Consider the following 25,554-nt stretch of genomic DNA (forward strand, 5'->3'; position numbering starts at 1 on the left):
GAAACGTCGAAGGCCAGTGTACGGAGCGCCCCGCGCGGGGGTAAGTCCCGCGGGTGGCGCAGGGGGCTAGATAGTTGAGCCGTTGTCCGGAACTTGTCCGGGAAGCACCCGACGGTGGTTTTCGGCCTGGCGTATCACGCCTTCACCCAGCACCAGGGTGACCAGCACGCCGGCCACAACCTGCCACTGCAAGCCCTCCCCGGGGGTGTACATAAACAGCACGATCGACAGGCCCAGCACCAGCATGCAGGTGCTGGCACAGAGCAGTGCCACCCCGGGGCCACCGGGTACCCGGTAGGGGCGGGGGTGGTCCGGGTCGTCCCGTCGCAGGCGCAGGAAGCTGGCCAGCATGCCGAGGTAGGGCAGCAGGAAAATCACCGCGCTGAAGGCGAACAGGGCCCAGAACAGGTCCTCGTTGCTGCCCGATAGCAGGCCGTAGAGCAGCAGTGCCACAGTGCTGACCAGGCCCATCAACAGTGCAGCGCCCACCGGTGTGCCGTTGCGACTTTCCAGGGCGAAAATCCGCGGTAACTCACCCTCGATCGCGGCCTCCGCCGCCGCCCGGTTACAGCCCAGCGCCCAGGTGACCCCGTTGGAGAAGAAGGTGAACAGGGCGCCGATGCCGAGCGCGAGAACGATGAACTGCCCGCCCGGCAGGCTGCCGAAGAACATCTGCAGTGTGTCCACCAGCCCCTCCACCAGGTTGATGTCCCCCGCCGGGAGGGCCGCCAGCACTGCGCCCGTGCCCAGCACATAGAGCAGCAGGATCACGCAGCCGGAAATCAGGATGGCGCGCGGTACGTCGCGGGCGGGGTCACGCATTTCCTGGCTGCCGGCGCTGACCAGTTCGAAGCCGAGCATGCCGTAAATGATGGCCGGGATGTACTGCAGGCTGCTGCCCCAGTCGGGCTTGATGGTCTCCAGGGTCAGGGGATTGGCCATGCCGTGCTCGCCAATGTGGGCGACGGCACCGGCGACGATGGCGATGAAGATCACTACCTTGAGCATGGCCCCGAGGTTGGGAATCCACTTGCCCACTTCGAGGGTGACAATGTTCACAGCCACGCCCAGCCAGGTGAGGCCGATGCCGATGGCCAGCTGCCCGCCCAAGCTGAGGTCGGGCATGAACAGCTGTTTGAAGACACCGGCAAACAGGATAAAAATGGCCGGTATCCACACGGCGGTGTTCACCCAGTAGCACCAGGTGGCCCGGGAGGCCCAGCGTCCTCCAAATGCATCCCGGATCCAGGCATAGATGCCCCCCTGCTCGGGGTAGGCGCAGCCCATTTCGGCGCAGATGAGGGCGAAGGGCAGGAAGAACACGACGCCGAGGAACAGCCACCAGAAGATGCTGGGGGCGCCGACGGAGGCGGCAGCGGTAAGGGTGTCCAGCAGCAGGATGGCGGACACGGTGAACAGGACCATGTCACGCTGGCGCAGGGTTTTCTGGGGTTGTCCGGTTGTCATCTGTATTTATCCGTGTGCTTTTTTATCATTTGGTGGCGGCCCGGCGCGTGGCAGCGCCATTGCGGACACGCCGCAAGTACGTCCATGTAGGCTTCTCTTCGACATCCATGTCTCAGAGAGTCCGCAATGGCGCCGCCACGCACCGTGCCTTCAGTCGCCACTATGAGTGTTTCGATTGGTTGCTAGGCTCCGAATCTTATTAGAACGCCAAAAGTTCCGAGTGAAGGGTTCCATCCGGGAGGGCTGTGAAGCGACCGTCAGCGGCCTGGACGGCCGCTGTCGAGCGAGCCATGGACGGCATGCTTTATAGCGCGTCGCGGAACAGCCCTGCCGGATGGGGCCCGCCACCACCCGAGTTCAATGCTCAATCAAAAACTTCGAGGGCTGTGACTATTTTTAACTGAGCAAAAAAAGCCCGGCACTAAAGGCCGGGCAAATACAGGTTATTTCACGCCGTAGTGGGCCGCTGTCTCATCCAGCGCAATGCCCAGCTTCTCGATCAGGATATCGATCTCGCCGGTGGAGCAGACCAGCGGCGGCGCCATGATCATCGCGTCGCCAGTCTGGCGCACCATCAGGCCGTTCTTGTTGGCGCTGTCGCGGCAGAACACCGCACCGGCGCTTTCCGGTGCCAGGCGCTCGCGGCTGCCCTTGTCCTTGACCAGTTCCACCGCGGCGAACATACCCTGGCCGCGTACCTGGCCGACCACCGGGTGGCTCTCGAACTCGCGCAGGCGGCGCTGGAAGTGCGGCGCCACCTCGGTTGCGGAGGTTTCGATGATGTTGGTTTCCTTCAGCACATTCAGCGTGGCGATACCCGCCGCGCAGGCCGCCGGGTGGCCGGAGTAGGTCAGGCCGTGGGCGAATTCGCCGCCGCCGGCGAGCAGTACGTCAGCTACCTTGTCGCCGACCATTACGCCGCCCAGGGGCATGTAGCCGTTGGTGACGGCCTTGGCGAAGGTCATCAGGTGGGGTTTCATGCCGTAGGTCTCGCTGCCCCACCACTTGCCGGTGCGGCCAAAGCCGCAGATGACTTCGTCGGCAATGAGCAGGATGTCGCGCTCGTCGCAGATGCGCTGCACTTCCGGCCAGTAGGTGGAGGGCGGAATGATCACGCCGCCGGCGCCCTGTACCGGCTCGGCGATAAAGGCCGCGACCTTGTCTTCGCCGAGTTCGTCGATTTTCGCTTCCAGTTCACGGGCGACCTGGACGCCGTAGTCCTCGGGGCTCATGTCGCCGCCGTTCTCGAACCAGTGGGGCTGGTTGATGTGGTGGATGTAGTCGAGGCCGATCACCTGCTTGTGCATGGGGGCCATGCCGCCCAGGGAGCCCGCGGCGATGGTGGAGCCGTGATAGGCGTTCTTGCGGCTGATGATCAGTTTCTTCTCGGGTTTACCGAGCAGGTCGTAGTAGCGGTGCACCAGGCGGATATTGGTGTCGTTGGCTTCGGAGCCGGAGTTGGTGAAGAACACGTGCTTGAACTGGCCCGGAGTGACCTCCGACAGCATGGTCGCCAGCTCCACGGCGGGCTGGTTGGAGCACTTGAAGAAGTTGTTGTAGTAGGGCAGTTCCTGTAGCTGGCGGTAGACCGCTTCCACGATCTGCTTCTGGCTGTAGCCCAGGTTGCAGCACCACAGGCCGGACATGCCGTCGAGCATGGTGTTGCCGTCGGTGTCGTGGATATAGATGTGCTCGGCGCGGTTGACGATACGGCCACCCTGCTCGGCATAGGCGTGCAGGTCGGTAAAGGGATGCAGGTGGTGGGCGCGGTCGAGTTGCTTGAGCGCTGCGGTATCTGCGGGTTTGTTCATTGCGGTTCCTCCAGTGCCTCTGCCCGTGGTGGGCGGCTTGCTGCGTCGCCGGGACTCTACCCGGAAGTGTTATAGTCGCGGTTCGCAGTTCGGTGTTTAATGCCTACCATATTAGTCTGTCACAGCACGGCGGATTCGCCATTCCCCAAAGGTGGTGGATTGGCAAACTCCCGGTGCGATTCCCCGGAACTATTTCCTGGAACTACATAACGATGGAAAACCAGACCATGGCTGACAGCGGCGAACGCCTGCAGGCCTTTCTCGACGCCTACCCCGACATAGAAGTGTTTGAGGTTATCCTGCCCGATATTGCCGGCGGCCTGCGCGGCAAATGGGTCACGCGCGACAAGATTCACAGTGTCCTGGCGGGCGAGCTGAAGTTGCCGGCCAGTTCCCTGGCCTTTGATGTCTTCGGCCGCGACGTGGAGGCCTGGGTATTCGACTCCGGCGACGGTGACAGCTATTGCGAGGCGGACATCGAGACGCTCGTTCCAGTGCCCTGGGCCAGCCGGCCCACCGGGCAGGTCCTGATGTCCATGCGCGACCCTGAAGGCACCCCCAGCCCGCTGGACACCCGCTTCCTGCTGCAGGGTCTGATCGACCGCCTGCAATCCCATGGCTACACCCCGGTGATGGCCACGGAGATGGAGTTTTACCTGCTGAAGGACGAGTTGGACGAATTCGGCCGTCCGTTGCACACCCAGACAGATCGCGTTGGCGGCTTCACCGCCGCTGGCCAGACTTACAGCCTGGATACCATGGCGGAGATGGGTGAGGTCATGCACGCCATGCGCGACGCAGCCGATGCCCAGGGTCTGCCGGTGGACACCCTGATCAAGGAGAGCGCGCCTTCCCAGTATGAGATCAACCTCTACCACAGCAACGACGCCCTGATCGCCGCCGATCAGGCCATCATGTTGCAACGGGCGATCAAGGGCGTGGCCCGCGAGCACGACCTGCGAGCCACCTTCATGGCCAAACCCTTCGGTGACCTGGCCGGCAACGGCATGCACGTGCACTGCTCGCTGGTGGATCGCGAGGGCAACAACGTGTTCGACGATGGCACCGGCGCGGGCACGCCACTGCTGCGCGAGGCCATTGCCGGCTGCATGGCAAGCATGGCCGACGTCATGTTGCTGCTGGCACCCAACCTCAATTCCTACCGCCGCTTCCAGCGCGGGTCCCACGCGCCCATGGCGCCTTGCTGGGGCTACGAGAACCGCACGGTCTCCCTGCGGGTGCCGGCGGATTCCCCGGCCGCCACCCGTATCGAACACCGGGTGGCGGGAGCCGACGCCCACCCGCACCTGGTGTTGGCGGCGATCCTGGCGGGCATTCTGTACGGGATTGAAAATCACCTGGAGGCCCCGGAGCCACTGGAGGGCAATGCCTATGAGCAGCTGCCGCCAAGCCTGCCCCGGCACTGGCCGGAAGCCCTCGAGCGCTTTGCCGCCTCCGACATCATTCGCGAGTACTTTGGCGACGAGTTCCACCATGTTTACACCCTGCTCAAGCAGCAGGAACTGGACGAGTTCGATCGCCTGGTAACCCCCATGGAATACGACGCCTGCCTGTAGGCGTCGCCCAGGAGCAAGCACATGTCACACCACGACGATCCAGCCACGACCGGCACCGCAGTGCCGCTGGACCACCACTCGATGTACGCCAACATCTTCACCTTTGCCGGGCTGCCCCTGAGTCGCGACCTGGCGGACGACAGCGTGGACGCGGTGGTCTTTGGCGTGCCCTATGACCTGGGCACCAGTGGCCGCCCGGGTGCCCGCTCGGGCCCCGCGGGGGTGCGTCAGGCCAGTGCCAACCTGCGCTGGGAAGAGTGTCGCTGGCCGTGGAATTTTGCCCTGGGCGACAAGCTTTCGGCGATTGATTACGGTGACGTGATTTTTGCCGGCGGCGACAGTGAGGACATGCTGGCGCAAGTGCAGGCCACGGCATCGGCAATTGTCGCTGCGGGTAAAACCCCGGTGGCCATTGGCGGCGATCACTTCGCCACGCTGCCGCTGCTGCGGGGGGCAGTGGAGCACCACGGCAAGCTGGCGCTGATTCACTTTGACGCTCACACCGACACCTACGACGAAGACGAGAAGTACAACCACGGCTGTATGTTCCACCGCGCGCCGAAGGAGGGCCTGCTGGATCCCTCGCGGTCAGTGCAGGTGGGCATTCGGACCGAGTACGAGCGTGACGACCACGAGTACCTGGTGCTGGATGCGCACACCGTCAATGGCCAGTCAGTGGAAACGACCATCGCTGCCATTCGTGAGCGGGTGGGTGACACGCCGGCCTACCTGACTTTCGATATCGATTGCCTCGACCCGGCCTTTGCCCCGGGTACCGGTACCCCCGTGATTGGCGGTCTCAGCTCGTCACAGGCCCTGCGTATCCTGGAAGGTATCGCCGACCTCAACATCGTGGCCTTCGATGTGATGGAGATCTCCCCCGCCTACGATCATGCCCAGATCACCAGTCTGGCGGGTGCCACCCTGGCGCTGCAGTTCCTGTACATGCGCGCTTCGCGCGGCTGACAGCGCCTCTCTACGTCGTCCCCACAGCCCGGGGGGTAGCCAGAAACACAACAGCCGCCCGAAGGCGGCTGCATGTGCGGGAGGAGCTCTATTACTCCCAGTTCATCCCCAGGCGAACACCAAAGGTGCGAGGGCGCTTGGGACCGAAGAAGTGGGAGGGAATCAGGCCGCCATTGTTGTTCTCACCGTCCCAGGTGAACTCGTCGGTGAGATTCTCCACGTAGCCTTCCACGTACCAGTTGTCATCCGACTGGTAGCCCACCCGCAGGGCGGATTCGGCATAGGCGTCGATCTTGGTCTCGCTGAGGTTCTCCCAGCCGCCGCCGCGCTCGTCTTCCCAGAAGATTTCCAGGCTGCCGGTGAGATAGCCACCGGATACCGGGTAACGGCCATCCAGTACCGCCGCACCTGACCACTCGGGGGCCCAGAACAGGGGGCTGCCTTCACAGCCGTCCGGGTCCTCCAGGCCGCAGATGGACTGCAGCTGGGTGGCTTCGGAGTCGAGATAGGACAGTGCCAGGTAGAACTCGAAGTACTCGTTCAGGCGCGTGGTGAGGGAGCCTTCCACACCCCAGGACTCCACTTCACCCACGTTCTGTACCAGCGAGGCACCGCCGTCGAAGGTGACCACCTGCAGGTCCTGGTATTCGTAGTAGAAGGCGGTCAGGTCGACATTGGCGTTGCCGTCGAACCAGCTGTCCTTGTAGCCGATCTCCCAGGAGTCCACGGTTTCGGGGTCGAACTGGTTGGGCCGGAACCCGTCCGCCTGGACGATATCCACGTTACCCAGGGCCGGGTCGCCGGCGGGGTTGTTGTCCAGGTTGAAGCTACCGAAGCCGCCGGACTTGAAGCCCTCGGTAAAGCTGGCAAACAGCAGCATGTCGTCGGTCGGCCGGTACTTGGCCATGATCCGCATGGTGGTGTCATCCCAGCTCTGGGTATCGCTGATGTATTCGGCGGTGGAGAAGCCATAGGCCCAGTAGGGGCCGAGTTCGCTCTCGGGGGTGGGCACCAGGATCGAGAAGTCCTTCTCGTCGTCGGTGTAACGAACACCCACTTCCACGTCGAAGTTCTCGGTGATGTAGTAGTCCAGGTTGACGTAGGTCGCCCAGCCGCTGTACTCGCCCTTGATGCGGCCGGTCTCGGTTAGGGTGCCGTCAGCCGAGGGGCTGAAGCTGGAGCCGTAGTAGGCGTACAGCTCCTGGCAGCCGGAGAAGGTCATGCCGGAGTTGTAGTAGTAGCCGTAGTACTGGCAGAACACATCCTCCTGGCCGATAAAGCCGAACTCGGTGTCGATGCTCTCTTCGTAGTAGCTCACACCGGCGTACCAGGACAGGGGGCCGTCAGTGTTGGAGGTCAGGCGCAGTTCCTGCTGGAAGTAGTCGCCGGTCTGGTCCTGCTGGTAGGTATTGATGTCTACCGGGGTACCATCGTAGTCCTCGCTGTAGTAGTAGTCGTGGTCCTTGTAACCGGTGTTCGAGGTCAGGGTGGCGAAGTCGAAGTCGTAATCGATGGCCAGGCCCAGGGTGAGGATCTCGGCGCTGTCGTCCTCGCCATGGGAAATGTCGGAGTCGATGTCCTCGTCGCTGCCGCGCAGCTCGACGCCGCCGAGGGCGGTGTCGAAGGCGTCCCAGATATCGCCCTTGTCGATGGCACGGTACATGGAGCCGCTCTGCTCGCGGTCCTCGTATTCCACCAGGGTATTGACGGACAGGCGATCGGCCTCAAAGGTGGTGGACCAGCGCAGGGCCCACTTGTCGTGCTCGATCATGTCGTCGCCGGTGAACACGTTTTTCGCAAAGCCGTCCTCGGTGGAGTAATAGCCTGCCAGGCGCATGGCGAAATTGTCGCTTACCGGCAGGTTGATGGCGCCTTCGAGTACACCGTGGTTGCGCTCGGCCAGGTCCAGGTCGATATAGCCGTCGCTGCTGCCGATCTCGGCCTTGCGGGTGTGTACGCTGACCGCACCGCCGATGGAGTTACGGCCGAACAGGAAGCCCTGGGGCCCGCGCAGGATTTCCGCCCGCTCCACATCGTAGAGGCTGGTGACCGCGGAGCCATTGCGACCTTCATAGAGGTCGTTCTTGAAGAAGGCCGCGGAGGGGTCGCCACCCACACCGAAGTCCTGGGTGCGCACACCGCGGACGCTAATGGCGTCGATGAAGCTGTCCTGGCTGTTGCCAGTGATGCCGGGAGTGTAGGACACGAGGTCCTTGACGTCGTTGAGGTTGACCTTGTTGACGAAGTCGCCGGACAGCGCGGTGATGGCCAGCGGCACATCCTGGATGGACTCGCTGCGCTTGGTGGCGGTAACCACCACTTCTTCGAGGCTTTGGGCAAAGGCCGGCGTGCCCAGTGCGGTGGCCATGGCCGCCGCTGATACCGCCCTCGCCAATTTGGTTTTTGCTGTGAGTTGGCCTGGCGTTTTGATCATGCTGAGTTCCCCCGCCTGCGTTATTTTGCGTTGTTGCTATGGACCATTCTTGCGCGCTTTCGGGGCGGCAAATGGCAGCGCTTTAACCTAGTGAAAGCGTCCGGGAAATAATATACCCCTATGGGGGGGGATTTCGGTGCGTCGGGAGTTGTGACTTATTTACAGGGGCGTGGAGCGCAGATTCGTGGCCTTTTTCTGTCTCGTCGCAGCGGCCGGCGTCAGACCTCCACACCTTGCGCCAGCAACTCCCGGCGCATGGGTTCCAGCTGCTGTTCGTAGCGGCGCCAGCGGCCGATCGAGCGGGTGTGGGCCGGCTCGCGAACCTGGACGGCGCTGGCTGTGGAGACCGCGCTGTCCTGCTGGTGAAAATCGAGGCAGGCGTCTTCCCAGGGCAGGTCGAGGTAGTCGATCAGCGCCCTGGCATTGGGTTCCAGGTCGCGGGCGGTGTCCTCGTAACTGATGTCGAAGAAGCGGCCGGGGAAGCGTTCGCGCCAGCAGGCCATCAACCGGCGGTAGCGGGCGTGGTGGCGGGCCATCTCTTCCTGGTCATAGGAGTGCAGGTAAGCGTCGGCGAACAGCTGTTTGAAGCTGGCAAAGCAGGCGTCCATCGGGTCCCGTACCAGGTGCACGATTTTTGCGTTGGGCAGGGCGGCCAGAATCAGGGGAATCATCAGGTAGTTTTGGGGCAGCTTGTCGACAAAGCGCGGGGTAGTGCCGCGCATGCGGGCACTGCTTTGCAGGTAGAGTTTGCCGACCCTGGCTGGATCCAGTTCCTGGGTTGCGGCAAACAACTCGGCGGAAAATCGCTGCGGACGGGCGTAGCCTGACAGCCGCCGCAGTCCCAGCGAGAACTGCTGCAACTCGCCGGCCGAGTGGACCGCCGAGTGGCTGGTAATGATACGTTCCACAAGGGTTGTGCCGGTGCGCGGCTGTCCCAGCACAAAGATCGGTGAGCTGTCCGCCTCACCCTCGCTGCGGCTCTCCAGCCACTCGGGGGTGTAGTGCTGTTCGAGGTACTCGAACATGGCCTGTTCCCCGGCCTCGTCGTACTCCACCGTCTCGCGGCGGGCGCTTGCCCCCATGCTGAAGGCCTCGAACGCCTCTTCCCAGCGCTGCTGGTCTTCCAGTTCCTTGCCGATGGCGTAGGCGTAAAACGCGCGGGCGCGCGGGTTGTTGCCGTGGCGCTTCAACAGCTCACGCATGGTGCTGATATGGCTGTCATCAGTGGCCTTGCGCGCGGTGGCCAGGGCCCAGTGCGCCTGGGGGCTATCGGGTTGCAAGGCGACGATATCGTCGAAAATGGCGTTGGCCTGTTCGCTGTCGCCGTGGTACACGAGATTGTTCGCCAGGTTGAGCATGAAGGGCGGGTGCCGGGGATGTGCGGTATTGGCCCGGGCGTAGAAGGCCTGGGCGGCGCTGTGCTCGCCCATCAGTGACAGGGTGGTGCCGATCAGGTCCAGCACATTGGGGTCGGTCGGCTTGATGCGCCGGGTTTCCCGCAGGGCGGCATCAGCGCGATTGACCTGGCCCTCGCTCATGTACAGGCGCGCCAGCTGGGCCCAGGCCGCGGCGTGATCAGGTTCCAGCTTCACCACCGACTGAAAGGCGTTGAACGCGGTGCGGCGGTCCCGGGTTTCCAGCCCCAGCAGCCCTACCAGGAAATGGGCGGGTACCAGGTCCTGCTGTTGCTGCAGGGCCTGCTGGCAGCACTCGCCGGTGGTTTCATAATCGCCGCGTTCCAGGGCGGCAAAGCCCTTTTGCAGCAGCGCCTGCAGGTTCTGTTCACGGGGTGTGTTCATGTTCAGCCGGTTACTGGGGTGGCTGCATGTAGGCGACGAGGGTGTCTCCGCCAGCGTAGTCCTTGGCGCTCATCAGGGAGTCGAGGAACAGGTAGAACAACTCGGCCTGGGAGCTGACCTCGAGCTTGGCGTAGGCGTGCTTGCGGTGGAGCTTGACGGTCTCGATGGAGATGGAGAGTTTCTCTGCGACGGTTTTGGTGGAGTGTCCGTGCAGTACCAGGTTGATGACCTGGGCCTCCCGGTCCGTGAGCAGGGTCTCGCCGAAATGTTGCAGGGCCTTGTGCAGCTGGGCGCGCAAATCGATGCTGCCGGCCTTGTTGGCCACACTCGCGGTGCCCCAGTGGCTCTGGCACAGGGTCTCAATGACCGGCAGGACGTCGGCGAGGGTTTTCACCTGCTTCGCGCTGAAACTTGCGCGGGTGCCGGTTTTGCCCAGGGCGATATTCAGGAAAGCATTGTCGCCGAGACTGATGACATAGCCGCATTCGTCCTGATAGCCGCAGTTGCGGTACCAGTTCTTGTAGTACTCGCTGTCCTTGAAGCCGGTGGGAGCCAATTCCCGCAGGCGAAACAGGCCGAAGCGCAGTTCGGTAGCGGCAACGTAAAAGGGGTCCAGCAGGAAGGGGCCAAGCACAAACTGGGACAGGGTACTGTTCTGGCTGGGCTCGGGCACCTCGAAGTGCTCTACCACCGGATAGTCCCGTTCGGGATAGAAAATGACCGTGGCGTCGTCGATGTCCACCAGCGAACGCAAGGTCCCGACCAGTTGCCCGGGAAAAGGATCCTCACCCACTGCATCGATGAGAAGTGATAGCTGTTGACTGTAATCGGAGAGGTCGTTCATGCCGGACGGAGATTGTGGTGTGAGACGGCATGATAGCTCAATTGGGCCCGGACCTTAATTGCCCGCCCAGCCAGTCGAGGAACGCCTGGTTCACCCGGGAGATGGTGGCTCCCCGGCGCTTGGCCAGGGCCATACGCAGGTGCGCGTCGCCCGCCAGGGGTACGCCGACAATGCCGGGCTCCTGCTCGGCCAGGATGGCGAGGCCAATGGTGGTGCCGATGCCCTGGCGGACCATGCTTACCAGCAGGGGGAGAAAGTTGCTCTGCATACGGTATTCCGGCTGCACGCTCGCCGCGTCGCAGAGGCGGTCCAGCTGGTCGCGGATAAAATAGCCGCTCTCGTATACCACCATCGGGCTGTCCTGTAATTCCGCCACCTGAATCTCCCGTCGCTGTGCCCAGGGGTGCTCACTGTGCATGCATAGCAGGATGGGCTGTTCCAGCAAGGGCACGCAGTGTAGGGCGTTATCGCTGATATCGGCATCACCACTGATGACCCCGATCTCCATCTCCCCCCGGAGCAGCTGCTGGCGGATGTCGGTGGTGCCGCGCTGGATGACGTTGGCGCTCAGGCCGGGATGTTCGGCGAGGAAGTCGCCGAGCAGTTGTGGCAGGAAGTAGGTGGCCAGCATGGAAGGGCAACTGACGGAGAGTTCACCCCGCAGCAGGTCCCGGCGCTCACCCAGGCTGTGCTGGAGCTCGGCGACTTCCGCCAGGATGAACTCCGCCCGCTGCAGTAGTTCGAGCCCCTCGGAGGTCGTCTGGACCCTGCGGCCACTGCGATCCAGCAAGTGCAGGCCCAGTTCCTCCTCGAGTTTACGCACGGCGATGCTGACGGCGGGCTGGGCCATATGCAGTTGTTCTGCGGCCTGGCTGAAGCTGGCGCAGCGCGCCACGGTGGTAAAGATGTGCAGTTTGCGGAGGTCCATATTGGTGAATATTAAAAATATATGGATTCAATAAACAACATATATTTTATAAATTTACAGTCATTTGCTACCTTTCATGGATCATTCGCAAGCACTGGAATCGCACCATGGCACAGGCAAAATCCTGGCAAAAACTCGACTGGCAGGACCCCTTCCTGCTGGAGCAGCAACTCACCGACGAGCAGCGCATGGTGCGCGACAGCGCCGCCCAGTACGCCCAGTCGCGCCTGGCGCCGCGGGTGCGTGAGGCTTTCCGGGCCGAGCACACCGATAAGGGTATCTTTAAGGAGATGGGCGAGATGGGCCTGCTGGGCTCCACCATCTCCGGTTACGGCTGCCCTGGCGTGGACTACATCAGTTACGGCCTGATCGCCCGCGAGGTCGAGCGCGTCGACTCCGGTTACCGCTCCATGATGAGCGTCCAGTCCTCTCTGGTGATGTATCCGATCTATGCCTACGGCACTGAGGAGCAGCGCGAGAAGTACCTGCCGAAACTCGCCACCGGCGAGTGGATCGGCTGCTTCGGCCTGACCGAGCCCGACCACGGTTCCGACCCCGGCTCCATGGTGACCCGGGCGCGCAGTGTCGACGGCGGTTACAGCCTGTCCGGCGCCAAGATGTGGATTACCAATAGCCCCTTCGCCGACGTGTTCGTGGTCTGGGCCAAGACCGACGACGGCAAGATTCGGGGCTTCGTGCTGGAGAAAGGCATGAAGGGCCTGAGCGCACCGAAAATCGAGGGCAAACTGGCCCTGCGCGCGTCCATTACCGGCGAGATCGTGATGGATGAGGTCTTTGTACCGGAGGAAAACCTGCTGCCCAATGTGCACGGCCTGAAAGGCCCCTTTGGCTGCCTCAACAACGCCCGCTACGGTATCGCCTGGGGTGCGCTGGGGGCCGCCGAGGCCTGCTGGCACGCGGCGCGTGACTACACCATGGACCGCAAACAGTTCGGCGTGCCGCTGGCCTCCAAGCAGCTGGTACAACTGAAGCTGGCCGACATGCAGACCGAGATCAGCCTGGGTCTGCAGGGCTGCCTGCGCGCCGGCCAGTTGATGGACGCCGGGCAGATTGCGCCGGAACTGATCTCCCTGATCAAGCGCAACTCCTGCGGCAAGTCGCTGCAGATCGCCCGTGTCGCCCGCGACATGCTCGGCGGTAACGGTATCTCCGACGAATACCCGATCATGCGCCACATGGTGAACCTGGAGGTGGTCAACACCTACGAGGGCACCCACGACGTGCACGCCCTGATCCTGGGCCGTACCCAGACCGATATCCCCGCGTTCTGATGGGAGCACTGTCCCACCTGAAGGTGCTGGACCTGTCCCGCATCCTGGCGGGCCCCTGGGCCAGCCAGTTGCTGGCGGATCTCGGCGCCGAAGTGATCAAGATCGAGCGACCTGGCGGCGGCGACGATACCCGCGGCTGGGGGCCGCCCTTCCTGCAGGACGAAACCGGTGCCGATACCACGGAGTCCGCCTATTTTCTTTGCGCCAACCGCAACAAGCGTTCGGTGTGTGTGGATATGAAGACCCCGGAGGGCCAGGCGACCCTGCGCCGCCTGGCCGCGGACTCCGATGTGGTGCTGGAGAACTTCAAGGTGGGTGATGCGGCCCGCTACGGCCTGGACTATGACAGCCTCAAGGCGTCCAATCCGGGGCTGGTGTACTGTTCCATCACCGGTTTCGGCCAGACCGGACCACTGCGCAGCCGCCCGGGTTATGACTTCCTGGTGCAGGCCATGGGCGGCCTGATGAGTGTGACGGGGGTGCCGGACGGCGAACCCGGTGCCGGGCCCCAGAAAGTGGGAGTGGCCCTCACCGATATCATGACCGGCCTGTATGCCACGGTGGGTATTCTCGCGGCGCTGGCGGAGCGGGATCGCTCAGGCCTGGGGCAGCAGGTCGATCTCGCCCTGCTGGACGTGACCGCGGCGACCCTGGCCAATCAGGCGACCAACTACCTGGTGGGCGGGCTGAATCCAACCCGCCTGGGCAATGCCCATCCGAATATCGTGCCTTACCAGAGTTTCGTTGCCGCCGACGGCCACCTGATTGTGGCGGTGGGCAACGACACCCAGTTTGCCCGCTTTGTCGAGGTGCTGGGTTTGCCGGAACTGGCACAGGATCCCCGCTTCATGAGTAACCGTGAACGGGTGCACAACCGCGACCAGCTGGTCCCGCAGTTGCAGCGCGCCCTGCTGGAGCGCAGCAAAAGCGACTGGCTGGATCGGCTGGAAGCCGCGGGCGTACCGGCGGGACCCATCAATACCGTGGCGGAAGTCTTTTCAGAGCCCCAGATTCTCGCCCGGGAAATGCGGGTGAATGTGCCCCACCCGGACAACGCCAGTCTCGAACTGGTGGGCAATCCCATCAAGTTGTCGCGCACGCCGGTGAGTTATCGGCGTGCCCCGCCGCGGCTCGGTGAGCACACGGCGGAGCTGCTGGACGAGACCGGCTCCTTACCATCCCAGGGCTAGGCCAGTCCATTTGACCTCAACGGGGGTGTTCATACCCCGTGCACGGAGGAATAATTCACTGAGGACTGGTCGAGGGGGGAATGGACGTGTTGAAAAAACTGTTGTTGCTACTGGTTGTGCTTGCCGTCGCCGCAGTGGCGGCGCTCAGGTTTGGTTGGCAGGCGAGCCCCTTTCCCGCGGGTAGCGCCAGTGCTGCCCGCCTGCAGAGCGGCCCCCTGGCCGTGGATAGCTTCGAGGTGCGCTTTGAAGACAGCAGCCGGCGCACCGATGCCAACGGCGACTTCGCCGGGGCGTCGAACCGGGTGCTGGCCGGCACGGTGTGGCTGCCGGCCGAGGAGCAGGGAGCGCCGTATCCGCTGCTGGTCTACAGCCACGGTTTTTCCTCCAATCACCAGGGGGGTAGCTACCTCGCCGAACACCTGGCCAGCCTCGGTTACGTGGTTGTGGCGGTGGATTTCCCCCTGACCAATATGTACGCGCCCGGTGGGCCCCAGATCAAAGACGTGGTCAACCAGCCGGGGGACGTGAGCTTCGTGATCGATCGCATGCTGGCGCGCTCGGCCGCTGCCGGTGATCCACTGGGCGGCACGGTAGATCCACAGCGCATCGGCGTGTTTGGCCTGTCCCTGGGGGGCATGACCACCCAGCTGGTCGCTTTTCACCCCCAGTGGCGGGATGAGCGCGTGGCTGCGGCCCTGTCCATTGCCGGCCCCAGCTACCTGTTGGGTCCCACCTTTTTCCACAACGCGCCGGACCTTCCCTTCATGATGCTGGCGGGCGATATCGACGCGCTTGTGCCCTGGTCAAGCAACGCCAAACCCATTCCGGACAAGCGCCCGGGCGCAGAGCTGGTGACGGTCGCCGGCGCGTCGCATGCCGGCTTTGCCGTGCCGGCGATCTACCTGCGCTGGCTGCGCAATACCGACATGATGGCGTGTTTTGTGGTGTCACGGAATCTTGGCGACGATATGGAAGAGCCCTGGTATCACCTGCTGGGAACGCCGGAGCAGGGCATTCTGGCCGACTTCGAGGACGAACTCTGTAAGCTGGACCCCTTGCCCGAGGCCATGAACGTACTGCGCCAGCAGATGATTACCCGGGTGGTGGTCGCCAGTTTCTTCGAGCGTTCGTTTTCCAGTTCCGGGGTGGAACGCGAGGCCTCCGCCACCTACCTCAAGGATGTACTGGCGCGGGAGATACCGGAGGTGAGCTACCTGCGTTCGCCGCGCCCTGTCGGTATGCTGGTCAGCGGACAATAGCCACCGGGTGTACCGCGGCGAGTTGGCCGGTGGGGTTCAGTTGGCGTACCTCCCTGCCCATTGAGGCCAGCGCCGCCTGCCGGTTTTGCGGTGCCGGGTGGGTGCTGAGGAACTCCGGCGGGCGTTCACCGCCGCCGACTTTCGCCATTTTCTCCCACAGGGTCACGGCTGCGTCCGGGTCGTAGCCGGCGAGCGTCGCCAGTTCGAGACCGATCTGATCCGCCTCGGCTTCAGCGGTGCGGCTGTTGGGGAGTTCCAGGGCGACCTTGGCGGCCAGCGCTGCGCCACCCAGGGCGACCGCGTGATTGTCCGAGGCCACAGCCACGGCGACCACACCGAGGTTGGTTGCCATGGCTCGGGACATCCGCTCTGCCGTGTGATTGGCGAGGGCGTGGGATATCTCATGGCCCATGATCTGGGCGAACTCGTCATCGGTGAGCTTCAATTGCTCGAACAGGCCGGTGTACACCGCCATGCGCCCACCCGCCATGCACCAGGCGTTGACGGTTTTCGGATCGTCGATGATGGCAACGCTCCATTCCCAGTCGGCGGACTGGGGGTAGCGGGCCACGGCCTCGGTGACCAGGCGCCCGGTGATGGTAGCGACGCGGTCGGCCATTTTCGGGTCGTCGATGAGCTTGTTCTCCTTGTCCAGCTCCGACATGGTGCTCAGGTAGGCCTTTTTGGATTCCACGATGGCGGATTGCGGTGAAACCAGCATGAACTGGCTGCGGCCGGTGGGGCTGGTGGCGCAGCCGGCGATGACCGTGGCCGCAAGGCACAGGGTGGCAAGTCGTTTCATGGTATCTCCTTGGTTTGGCGGCCCAGTTTAGAGCAATCTGCCGTCAATGCTTAGAGCGGGCCGAGCAAGGGAAGTTTCGAACCGGGACGCATTACCGAACTATTAAATGGTAATGATTGGCATTACAATTCGGCTTTTCCTGGACTGCCTCCAACAATCAAATCGACTTTTGGGGATCAGTGGTATGACTTCCGGCGCCTGTTTTCACAACAGATGAGTGGGGCCGGTAACCCGTCGGCCACCCGCTTCAAGGTGACGGACGACCTGAGCCTGATCGCCGGTGCCCGTGTGGTGGACTGGGAGGCCGCAGGCGTCGGTTATGGTACCAGCAAGCTCACCGAGGTCAGCGGCAAGGTACTGCCCCATGCGGGCCTTGTGTACCGCCTGGGTGAGAACTACTCCGTGTGTGCCAGCCACACCGAAGGCAGCACCGATGAAATCGGTCTGAAGGGGCAGTTCTTTGACGGCAGGCTTCTGGCTACCCTGGCGTACTACCAGTCGGAGCAGGACAACGTCGCCGAGTTTGCCGGCCAGGTGGCGGACCCGAACAACAACCAGATCCCCATCGATTTCTACGACGGAAGAAACTACGCAAGTGAAGGCTTCGATCTCACCCTTAGCGGGCGCCTGGCAGAAGGGCTGCAGCTGGACTTCAGCTACGCCAGGGTTGATATCGATAACCGCGCTGTCAACGGCAATAACCTGACTGACGAGAAGTACATCGGCAGCCTGTACTGGGACCAGGGCTTCTACGGTGCGCCGCGCAGCTTCAGCGCCTCAGTGAACTGGAGCTACTGAAGCGGAGCTGCTGCGAGCCCGGGCTGCCTTAAAAAGGCAGCCCGTCGTCGATGTTGTGACCGCGTTCCGAGGGTTTGTCCATGCCCTGGGTGTGCAGGATCCCGTTCAGCTCCTGCTGCAGGTTGGCGGCATCCTCGGGTGACTTGAAGAATTGCGAATACCACTGGCGGCCCACCTTGAAGGGGCCGTCAGTCTTCAACTGCATGATCTTCAGCGCCGGGCGCTTGTTCTGCCAGATATTGAAATCGGCGGAAAACGCTTCCAGGGCACCGGCCTGGGCCTGCCGGGCGGCCTCCCGGTCCTCGGCGGTGGCGGGGCTGGCGCTGCCGCGGTAGAGGCAGGCGTGCCAGCACCTCACAACCCCGTCATCAACCGGCGTATTGGCGATCAACTCGAAAATGACCGTGTCACCGAATACCTGTTTCGAAAGCAGCAACCCGGGACCGGTATACCACGTCGTGGTGTACAGGTAGGTCTGGTACAACTGCATCGGGCCACCCTGGCGCTGGATGTAGACGTGATCCCTGAACTCGTTCTCGAAGTACTCGCTAGGTGCACCGTGGGTGGGGCCGAGGTGGCGAACGTCGGCCATGTTGTCGAGAATTTCCTGGGGGTGGATGTTCTGTTCACCCAGGTGGTCCAGTTCCCACTTGACCCACTGTGGGTCGTCCCACTGGGGCAGGTGGGGCGGATCGTAGTCGGGAGCGCGACCGTCGGGGTCGTACCACGCCATGATGCAGCCCATGTTGTCGACCACCGGGTAGGAGCGGATGGAGGCGGATTTGGGGCAGGGGCCATCGTGGTAGGGAATGTCGTCGACGTCGCCGTCGGCGTTGTAACGCCAGCCGTGGTAAGGGCAGCGAATGGAGTCCCCTTCGATCTGCTCGCCGTTCTTGACGATCATGGCGCTGTTGCTATCGGTGAGGTGGGTCCCCATGTGGGCGCAGTAGGCGTCCAGCAGCACGGGGCGGCCGCTCTCTCCGCGATAAAGGGCCATGTCCTGTCCGAAGAAGCGCACGGCCAGCGGCCCCTGGTCCAGTTCTTTGCTCTCGGCGACGATGAACCAGCCCCGCGGGAAGACGTTCGGGCCCAGTCCGTAATCGGCGGCTGTTGCCATGGTGAAATTCCTCCAATTCAGTGAGCGTGCAGTATAGACAACACTTTCTACTAGAAAATCACTTGGCGGGATGAAGTGGCGAGCGGCACAAATAGTTGGTTTACCGGATTGGTATTTGAACGATAAGGATTTCCGGAGAGGCAAATTGTTCCTATGAAACCTGGAATTGGGGGCTGGAGTTTCAGTCCCAGGTTGGCGGCGGCGCCCGACCGGGAGGGCCATTCCGCGACGCGCTATAAAGACTGCCATCCATGGCTCGCTCGGCAGCCGGGACGCCGGACCGGGCCGTCCAGGCCGCTGACGGTCGCTACATGGCCCTCCCGGCCAGCCGCCTTCTCCCCGGCTTGCTCGGTTCCAGCCACACTGAGGGTGGCAGGGGATAACTCGTTGGCCTGCGGGAGTGGTGCGAAGCATTGGGGGAGGACTGAAGCACCGTGATGTGGGGAGGCCTGTACCGGACCGTGTGAGGCATGGACGCCGAACACGAGCGTACATGGACGTACTTGCAGCGTGTCCGGGGAAGGCCTCCCCACAGCGCGGGGCGCCACTTCACCTGATCTTCTAGTCAGCGGGCACAGCTGTGACAGCTTTCGCAGGGCCGTCATCTTTCATCCCGTTAAACCGCCGTCCCAGATAAATTCCCAAGGCAGCCCAGACCGCCGCAATCACCGCGCCGACCCCAGCCACCGCCGCCATCCCCAACCCCAGCCCCTGGGTCAGTGCCGTAAAGCCCCAGGCGTTGATCATGTCGCCGCCGCGGTACACCACAATGTCGATCACCGGCTTGGCCTTGAAGCGGGTTTCCCGGTCGACGGCTGTGAACAGCATCTCCCGGGCTGGCCGGGAAATCGCGTAATTGCCCGCGCGCCGCGCCACCTGGATGGCGACCACCACCGATACCATCGGCGCTGCTGCCAGCATCAGCATGCCCGCGCCGATGAACACCGGTACCGACGCCAGGGTGAAGGGCAGGCCCAGGTGCTTGGCCATGCGGCCGGTGGCGAAGGCGGCGATAAGGATGGTGAGGGTGTTCACCACCAGGTCCATCGCAGCCCATATCTGGGCCCGGGTGGCCTCGTCGTAGTCCGCCAGCAGATTCTTGAGCTGGAAGTAGACGAAAGAGCTGATGGCGGTATAGAAGAAAATGAACAGGCCAATGCCGAGCAGGTAGGGGTTGCGGACAAAATCGACAAACCCGGACAGGGGGTTGCCACCGACATAGTCGAAGTCGCCCTGGCCTACGTGTACCTCTTCGTTGTGCAGGACAGTATTTTTCTGGCGCTGGAGCAGGGCGATGACGGGCAGGGTAAGTACCAGCAGGACGGCGGCTACCAGCAGCAGGGGCTGGGTGCCGGTGTCACCGGCCAGCAGGGTGACGGCGGCGGGGCCGCCGATGGCCCCCACGCTGGCGCCGGCGCCGATAAAGCCGAACAGGCGCTTGGACTGGGGTTTGGAGAAGGTGTCGGCCATGAAGCTCCAGAACACCGAGATATGGAACAGGCTGAACACGCTGATCCAGACATAGAACGCCTTGTCGATTACCACCGGGTGCTGGTCGCTGGCCGCGCCGAGGTAAAACAGCACAAAGCTGGCGGCAAAGAAACCGTAGACCCCGGGCACCAGGTAGTGAAAGCGTATGCGGGTGATGGCGGTGCCGTAGAGGGAGACCGCCACGGCGCTGAAAAAGAAGGTGAAGGTCCACAGCCAGCTGACCTCGGCGTCGCTCCAGTCACTGGCCATGGCATCGCGCAGGGGACGCAGGAGGTAGTAAGCCCCCATCAGGATCAGCACCAGCAGGAAAGAGGTCAGGGTGGCGGTGACTTCCCGGGGGTGAATGTCACAGGCCAGCGACAGCAGGCGTTGCAGGGCGTTGGGCTTCGACTCGCTCACACACTGGCCTGCAGTGAGCTGAATACGCGGAGCATTTCCTCGCGCTGGGCGGCGTCGGGCAAACGGCCGAAGTTGGCTTGCATGTTGTCTTCCATGTGGTGCAGCTTGGAGGTGGCCGGGATGACGCAGGTGGCCGCGGGGTGGCCGATGATGAACTTGAGGAAAAACTGCCCCCAGCTGCTGCAGTCGATATCCCGGGCCACGTCGGGGAGGTCTTTGCCCCGGGTCATGCCGAACAGTGAGCCGCGCTGGTAGGGGCGGTTGATCATGGTGGCGATGCCGCGCTCTGCCGCCGTTGGCAGGATTGCCTTCTCGGCAACCCGGTCGTCGATGTTGTAGCTGAACTGGACGAAGTCGAGGGGTTCGTTGCGCATGACGTGGAGGAACTCTTCGTGATCCCGGCCATGGGAGGTGGTGATGCCGATGTAGCGCACCTTGCCTTCCTCTTTCCAGCGCTTGAGGGTGTCCAGCTGGGTTTTCCAGTCCACCAGGTTGTGGACGGCGATGAGGTCAAAACGCTCTACTGCCATGCGTCGGGCTGATTCCTCCATTTGCGCAATGCCCGCTTCGCGTCCCTCGGTCCACACTTTGGTAGCGGCGAATACCGGCGGCCTGGGTTCCAGCTTCCGCAGGATGTCACCGACGCGGGACTCCGCCTTGCCGTACATGGGTGAAGAGTCGATGACGCTGCCCCGGGCCTTGAAGAAGGTATCGAGGACTTCCTTCAGCGGGCCAATGGCCTCGTCGCTGGCGTCCACGTCGAAGGTGCGGGACGTGCCCATGCCAATGACCGGCACGTCTTCACCCGAGCTGGGTATGGCTTTGGTAATGAGTTCGGAGGTGCTGGCCGCTAAGCGGGTGCTGAAGCCGAGGCTGCCCGCGGCGGCCGCGGAGGCACTGAGTTGCAGAAGCTGACGCCTGCTGAGCATGGTCTGGACCCTCGAAGTGCGTTCGGGGCCCAGTGTTTCAGGCCCCGGGGGCCCGGTCAAGCATGCTCTTCAGGTGCCGGCCAGCAGCCACTTGCGCAGGCGGTTGGAGTCACCGAAGGGGGTCAACTTGCCGAAGGAATTGAGCAGCACGATGGACAATTCCTCTCCCTCGATATTGGCTTTCATCACCAGGCAGCGTCCCGCTTCGTTGATGTAGCCGGTTTTTGACAGGGCGATATCCCACTTCTCATTCTTCAGCAGGCGGTTGGTGTTGCCATAGGTGAGTGGCCCGCGGCGCGTATAGGGCCGCACTTCCAGGCGCTGGGTGGTGCCCGCCTCAGTGATCAGGGGGTAGTCGTCGGCGGCGGCGACCATGCGTGCCAGGTCGGAAGCGGTGGACAGGTTTTCAGTTCGCAATCCGGCCGGGTCGGCAAAGCGGCTATGTACCATACCCAGGGATTTCGCCTTGGCGTTCATTGCTGCCACGAAGGCATCCATGCCGCCGGGGAAGGTCCGGCCCAGGGCCGCAGCGGCCCGGTTTTCCGAGGACATGACCGCGAGCATGATCATTTCCCGCCGGGACAGGGTCGCGCCGTAGTCCAGTCTCGAGCCGGTGAGGCGCACCGTGTCACGGTCTTCGCGGGTAATCGTGATGGATTCATCGAGATCCAGGCCGGCGTCCAGCACGACCATCGCCGTCATCAGTTTGGTGATGGAGGCGATAGAGCGGACGGTCTCGGTGTCCTTGCCGTAGATGATGTTACCTTCGGCGTCGAGGATCAGCGCCGAGGCGGAACGCAGGCCGGGATTGCCACCCAGGCCTACAAATTTTGAGGCGCCGGCCTGGGCTGTGGCACAACACAGCAGGGCCAGCGCAAGCGCGCAAGCAATTCGCATAGTTTCACTCCCTTCCGGTCAGGCGACATCGTTATGGTCGGTCGTCACTGGTGAGGGGTGCCCTATCACCCCGATAGGCTCATTTTGCACCAGGGTGAGGCATGATGGTAGGAGGAATTTGGCCTTGCGGCCCGGGCTCAGCCCGGCTCGTGCTCGGCGCCGGGGTCGACGCGCAGCAGGCCCTTGTAGATGCCGCGGGCGGTGCACTCGCCGTTCAGGACCCGATAGACGTCCCTGGCGATGGGCATTTCCACCCCGAATTCCTCCGCCAGGGCCATCACGGCGGGGGCGCTCTTGGCGCCTTCGGCCACCATGAACATATCCGCCGCGATGGCTTCCATGGTGCGGCCCTGGGCCAGTTCGATACCGACATGCCGGTTGCGGCTCTGGGGGCTGGTGCAGGTGGCGATCATGTCGCCCATCCCGGCGAGGCCGGCAAAGGTCTCCGGGCGTCCGCCCATGGCCACCCCGAGGCGGGTGACTTCCGCCAGCCCCCGGGTAATCAGCGCTGCCCGGGTGTTGTCGCCGGCGCCCTGGCCGTCACCCATGCCCACCGCGATGGCGATGATGTTTTTCAGCACCCCGCCCAGTTCGCAGCCCACCACGTCGTCGTTGGTGTAGACCCGGAACAGGCCGCTTTTGAACAGCTTTTGCAGTTCCGCCAGGATGACCTTGTCGGCCATGGCGATCACGCTGGCCGCGGCCTGTCCGGCCATGATTTCCCGGGCCAGGTTGGGCCCGGTCAGCACACCCACCGGGTGGCCGGGCAGCACGTCGTTGATGACCTCGGTCATGCGCATCCGGGTGTCCAGTTCCAGGCCCTTGGTCAGGCTGACGATGGGGACCCAGGGGCGCACGTGCTGTTTGACCTCCTCCAGCACCAGGCGAAAATTCTGCGAGGGGATGGCCATGACCACCACGTCGGCGTCGGCCACGGTTTCCTGTATGTCAGTGCTCGCCCGCAGCCGCTCGGGCAGGGTGGCATCGCCCAGGTATTTGCTGTTGCGATGCTGCTGGTTGATTTCCGTGACCGTGTCCGCATTGCGGGCCCACAGGGTGATCGGGGCATTGCGGGCGACCAGGCTGGCCACTGTGGTGCCCCAGGAACCGCCGCCCAGCAAGCCGACTTTAAGATTGATCATGCGCTTCTTCCTCCCGCCTCCGCAGGGGCAAGTGACTCTTCCAGTAGAATGTTCTGCCCCTCAGGTGCCTCGTAATCGATGGTGGCCCGGTTGGCCATGCTGATGGCGCGCACCACTTCCAGCCGGCGCAGGATTTCCCGCAGCTCGCGCGCCAGCGCCTTGCGCCGCTCCATGACCTTCTCGTCTCCCTCCAGGGTCAGCTGGCGGGACTTCAGCAATTTGTGGCCGTTCTTGAACAGCAGTTTGCCGATGGAGGATTCACTGCTGATACGGCGTTGCATGTAGGCCTGGCGGCCCAGCTTCAGCGCCTGGGTGACGCAGTCCTGTTCCTCCAGCGCCTCCCCGAAGGGTAGCCGTGCAGCGAGATCCGCCACCACGGAATAGGCCTCGGCGTAGGTGAGCAGGGACATGTGGGCTACCAGCGGCCGCATGCTGACCAGCAGGCGGGTGAAGCCGCGGCGCCCGAGTTTGATCGAATTCTCCCAGTCTGCGTCATAGCGCTCCAGTTCCTGCCGAATCTGCTGGTGGAACTCTTTGGTGGGTGAATAAAAGAATTCGAACTTGAACAGGTCCCGCAGGTTATCGACTTCCGCCCAGAAGTTGTCCACCGGGGCGTGGCGGGCGTTTTCACTGGCCTTGACCAGGGCCAGTTCGATAATGGCCTTGTGAATAAAGAAGTGGATGATCGTGTTGCGGTAATAGCTGGCAACAGGCTGCTGTTCCGGCGCCACGCCGTAGACCGTCTCCGGGCCCTCGTCGTAGCGGCTGACGATGCCTTCATCGATCATGATGCCCAGCAGACCGTCCATCTGCTCCGCGTAGGAGCGATTGAAGTCACGGGAAATGCGCAGGTTGCGCTCTTCCGCCCAGTGCAGCAGGCGATCGAGATCCTCCGCCACTTCGGTTTCCGTGAGCGCCCGGGGTGCCGCTCCCAACAGGCTCATGGCCACCAGTGAGGGGAAGGTAATGGGCGTCACCCGGTTGGCCTCCACCGCCACCTCGAAGGCGATCTTGGACAGGGCCAGGCTGTCCTCGGGATCCGGTGCTTTATCCAGTACCACCGGCTTGCCAATATCCATGTAGACCTTGCCCATGGGGCGGGCGAGGCTGCGCACGTAACCGATGAACCAGCGCAGTGACTCCGCGCCTTTGCCACGCCCGGTCTGCTCTGTGGCGTACTCCTCCACATCGCGAATCAGGTCGTAGCTGATGGTCACCGGGATAATGTGGATGTTGTTCAGGTCGTTGGCGTAGCAGGACTCCAGTACGTACTTGAGCAGGCCGTAACGCGGTGGCATCAGCTTGCCGAGGCGGGAGCGGGTGCCCTCGAAGGACCAGTTCATCGGGAAGCGCTTCTCCATCAGGTAGCCGATGTAGTGACGCAGGGTGACCTTGTAGAGCTGGTTGTCCTGAAAACTGCGCTTGATGAAGATGCCGCCGGCACGGTGTACCAGGAAGCCGATGCCGGCGAAGTTGATGTTGGCGCCGCCGAACATGTGCGGCATGGGAAAGTCGTTCTCGTACAGCACCTTGGGTACTACCATGCCGTCGAGGTAGGTCTTGTGGGTCCACAGCAGCATGGTGGGGTGGTCGCGCACGATGTTGCGCATCTCCTCCACGGCCTGCTGGTCGTAGACGATGCGGTCCTCGTAACCGAGGCCGAGGCAGAAGCTGTTGAAGCGGGCGTAGACATCCAGCCAGAAGGTACTCGGGGTGGAGATCATCTCTTTCATGTAGCTCGCTGCTTCTCTCATCAGCTCGCTCTTGCTCTTGCCGCTCTGCTGCGCCAGTTCTTCTACCGCTTCGTTGTAAGAGCGGTTGGCGCGCAGGCTCTCAGCGACATAGCGCGGCACCTTGTAGCGGCTTCCCTGCAGCCGGCGCTCGGCAATGTCCAGGACGATGGCCGCCTGCCGTGCCACAAAGATGGCGAAGGACGCGCGGTTGTCCCGGCTTTCCCGGTGGTACTTGTGCTGGTAACGGGCACGCAGGTTGGCCAGGGTGTCTGGCTGGCCGGCAATCAGGTGCATGCGCTCGGGTTGCTCCGCGAGAATCTTGCGAGCGCGCCGGCTGCCCGGTTGCCGCGGGTCTCCCAGTAACAGGTCGCGCAGGCGCGGGCCAGACTCGATCACCTCGGTATCGAGGGTCCAGGCGACCCGCAGGGGCGCAATGATCGTCTCGTCGTCGCCCTCCAGTTCCGGTTGCAGGGCACTGGCGTCGATACCCTTGCGATCATCCGCCAGCTTGACCGCAACCTGGACACTCTTGCAGGCAGCGCTGCCGGCCTGGTGGCTTATCCACTGCCTGAGCAGGTCCAGTTCTACCCGGTTGCGGGCATCCAGCACAAACACCACGTTGCCGCTGGCATTCTCCGGCCAGGCGCTGGCCTGCTGCAGTTTCTGGGCCAGTTGCATG

19 protein-coding genes are annotated in these 25,554 nt (G+C 63.1%); 6 read left to right on the forward strand and 13 right to left on the reverse strand.

The window, feature by feature from the left end; genetic code table 11:
* Positions 1–66: 66 nt before the first annotated feature.
* Complete coding sequence (locus tag FV139_RS10590; protein ID WP_148068395.1) at positions 67–1,467, reverse strand: APC family permease; 1,401 nt, start codon at positions 1,465–1,467, stop codon at positions 67–69.
* Between the two features lie 443 nt (positions 1,468–1,910).
* Positions 1,911–3,278: an aminotransferase gene (locus FV139_RS10595; RefSeq protein WP_148068396.1), complete on the reverse strand. Its 1,368-nt coding sequence runs from the start codon at positions 3,276–3,278 to the stop codon at positions 1,911–1,913.
* Between the two features lie 212 nt (positions 3,279–3,490).
* Here FV139_RS10595 and FV139_RS10600 point away from each other — a divergent pair, with 212 nt between their 5' ends.
* Both FV139_RS10600 and speB read left to right on the forward strand, forming a co-directional pair.
* Positions 3,491–4,855 (forward strand): glutamine synthetase family protein, encoded by a 1,365-nt coding sequence (locus tag FV139_RS10600; RefSeq protein WP_235898618.1) that lies wholly within the window; start codon positions 3,491–3,493, stop codon positions 4,853–4,855.
* A 21-nt stretch (positions 4,856–4,876) separates the two neighbouring features.
* On the forward strand, positions 4,877–5,821 hold the full coding sequence (speB, locus tag FV139_RS10605) for an agmatinase (protein WP_148068397.1): 945 nt from the start codon (positions 4,877–4,879) through the stop codon (positions 5,819–5,821).
* Between the two features lie 91 nt (positions 5,822–5,912).
* Here the strand turns inward: speB and FV139_RS10610 are convergent, their stop codons facing one another.
* From FV139_RS10610 to FV139_RS10625, 4 genes are all read right to left on the reverse strand, one after another.
* Complete coding sequence (locus tag FV139_RS10610; protein ID WP_235898619.1) at positions 5,913–8,255, reverse strand: TonB-dependent receptor; 2,343 nt, start codon at positions 8,253–8,255, stop codon at positions 5,913–5,915.
* Positions 8,256–8,473: 218 nt separating this feature from the next.
* Positions 8,474–10,054 (reverse strand): tetratricopeptide repeat-containing sulfotransferase family protein, encoded by a 1,581-nt coding sequence (locus tag FV139_RS10615; protein WP_148068398.1) that lies wholly within the window; start codon positions 10,052–10,054, stop codon positions 8,474–8,476.
* Positions 10,055–10,064: 10 nt separating this feature from the next.
* A complete protein-coding gene (locus FV139_RS10620; RefSeq protein ID WP_148068399.1) occupies positions 10,065–10,898 on the reverse strand; it encodes a response regulator transcription factor in 834 nt (277 codons plus the stop codon).
* 37 nt (positions 10,899–10,935) lie between these two features.
* On the reverse strand, positions 10,936–11,826 hold the full coding sequence (locus tag FV139_RS10625; RefSeq protein WP_148068400.1) for a LysR family transcriptional regulator: 891 nt from the start codon (positions 11,824–11,826) through the stop codon (positions 10,936–10,938).
* A 107-nt stretch (positions 11,827–11,933) separates the two neighbouring features.
* On the opposite strand from FV139_RS10625, the gene FV139_RS10630 reads away from it, so the two are divergent.
* The 3 genes from FV139_RS10630 (at position 11,934) to FV139_RS10640 (ending at position 15,567) form a co-directional block, all read left to right on the forward strand.
* A complete protein-coding gene (locus tag FV139_RS10630; protein ID WP_148068401.1) occupies positions 11,934–13,118 on the forward strand; it encodes an acyl-CoA dehydrogenase in 1,185 nt (394 codons plus the stop codon).
* Positions 13,118–14,308 carry a CaiB/BaiF CoA transferase family protein gene (locus FV139_RS10635; protein WP_148068402.1) on the forward strand — a complete coding sequence of 397 codons (1,191 nt, stop codon included), beginning with the start codon at positions 13,118–13,120 and terminating at the stop codon, positions 14,306–14,308. Before FV139_RS10630 ends, FV139_RS10635 begins: the two co-directional genes overlap by 1 nt.
* Before the next feature lie 80 nt (positions 14,309–14,388).
* Entirely contained in the window at positions 14,389–15,567 is a 1,179-nt protein-coding gene (locus FV139_RS10640) for an alpha/beta hydrolase family protein (RefSeq protein WP_148068403.1), read from the forward strand.
* Here FV139_RS10640 and FV139_RS10645 read toward each other — a convergent pair.
* A complete protein-coding gene (locus FV139_RS10645; RefSeq protein ID WP_148068404.1) occupies positions 15,554–16,369 on the reverse strand; it encodes a M48 family metallopeptidase in 816 nt (271 codons plus the stop codon). The genes FV139_RS10640 and FV139_RS10645 overlap by 14 nt on opposite strands.
* Positions 16,370–16,459: 90 nt before the next feature.
* Here FV139_RS10645 and FV139_RS10650 point away from each other — a divergent pair, with 90 nt between their 5' ends.
* Positions 16,460–17,167 (forward strand): TonB-dependent receptor domain-containing protein, encoded by a 708-nt coding sequence (locus FV139_RS10650; protein ID WP_268939940.1) that lies wholly within the window; start codon positions 16,460–16,462, stop codon positions 17,165–17,167.
* Between the two features lie 28 nt (positions 17,168–17,195).
* Here FV139_RS10650 and FV139_RS10655 read toward each other — a convergent pair whose 3' ends face one another.
* The 6 genes from FV139_RS10655 to FV139_RS10680 all read right to left on the reverse strand — a co-directional run bounded on the left by FV139_RS10655 (position 17,196) and on the right by FV139_RS10680 (position 25,553).
* Positions 17,196–18,284, reverse strand: a complete 1,089-nt coding sequence (locus tag FV139_RS10655; protein ID WP_148068406.1) for a Rieske 2Fe-2S domain-containing protein — start codon at positions 18,282–18,284, stop codon at positions 17,196–17,198.
* A 561-nt stretch (positions 18,285–18,845) separates the two neighbouring features.
* On the reverse strand, positions 18,846–20,174 hold the full coding sequence (locus FV139_RS10660) for an NTP/NDP exchange transporter (RefSeq protein WP_235898620.1): 1,329 nt from the start codon (positions 20,172–20,174) through the stop codon (positions 18,846–18,848).
* Positions 20,171–21,103, reverse strand: coding sequence for an aldo/keto reductase (locus FV139_RS10665; protein ID WP_148068407.1), 933 nt, complete (start codon positions 21,101–21,103; stop codon positions 20,171–20,173). The genes FV139_RS10660 and FV139_RS10665 overlap by 4 nt, the downstream gene beginning before the upstream one ends.
* Before the next feature lie 69 nt (positions 21,104–21,172).
* Positions 21,173–22,000: a D-alanyl-D-alanine endopeptidase gene (gene pbpG / locus FV139_RS10670; RefSeq protein ID WP_148068408.1), complete on the reverse strand. Its 828-nt coding sequence runs from the start codon at positions 21,998–22,000 to the stop codon at positions 21,173–21,175.
* 137 nt (positions 22,001–22,137) lie between these two features.
* Entirely contained in the window at positions 22,138–23,142 is a 1,005-nt protein-coding gene (locus FV139_RS10675; RefSeq protein ID WP_187276482.1) for an NAD(P)H-dependent glycerol-3-phosphate dehydrogenase, read from the reverse strand.
* Positions 23,139–25,553: a glycerol-3-phosphate 1-O-acyltransferase gene (locus FV139_RS10680; protein ID WP_148068409.1), complete on the reverse strand. Its 2,415-nt coding sequence runs from the start codon at positions 25,551–25,553 to the stop codon at positions 23,139–23,141. The genes FV139_RS10675 and FV139_RS10680 overlap by 4 nt, the downstream gene beginning before the upstream one ends.
* Between the last annotated feature and the right edge of the window lies 1 nt (position 25,554).

Source organism: Parahaliea maris (assembly GCF_008064665.1).
GTDB lineage: Bacteria > Pseudomonadota > Gammaproteobacteria > Pseudomonadales > Halieaceae > Parahaliea > Parahaliea maris.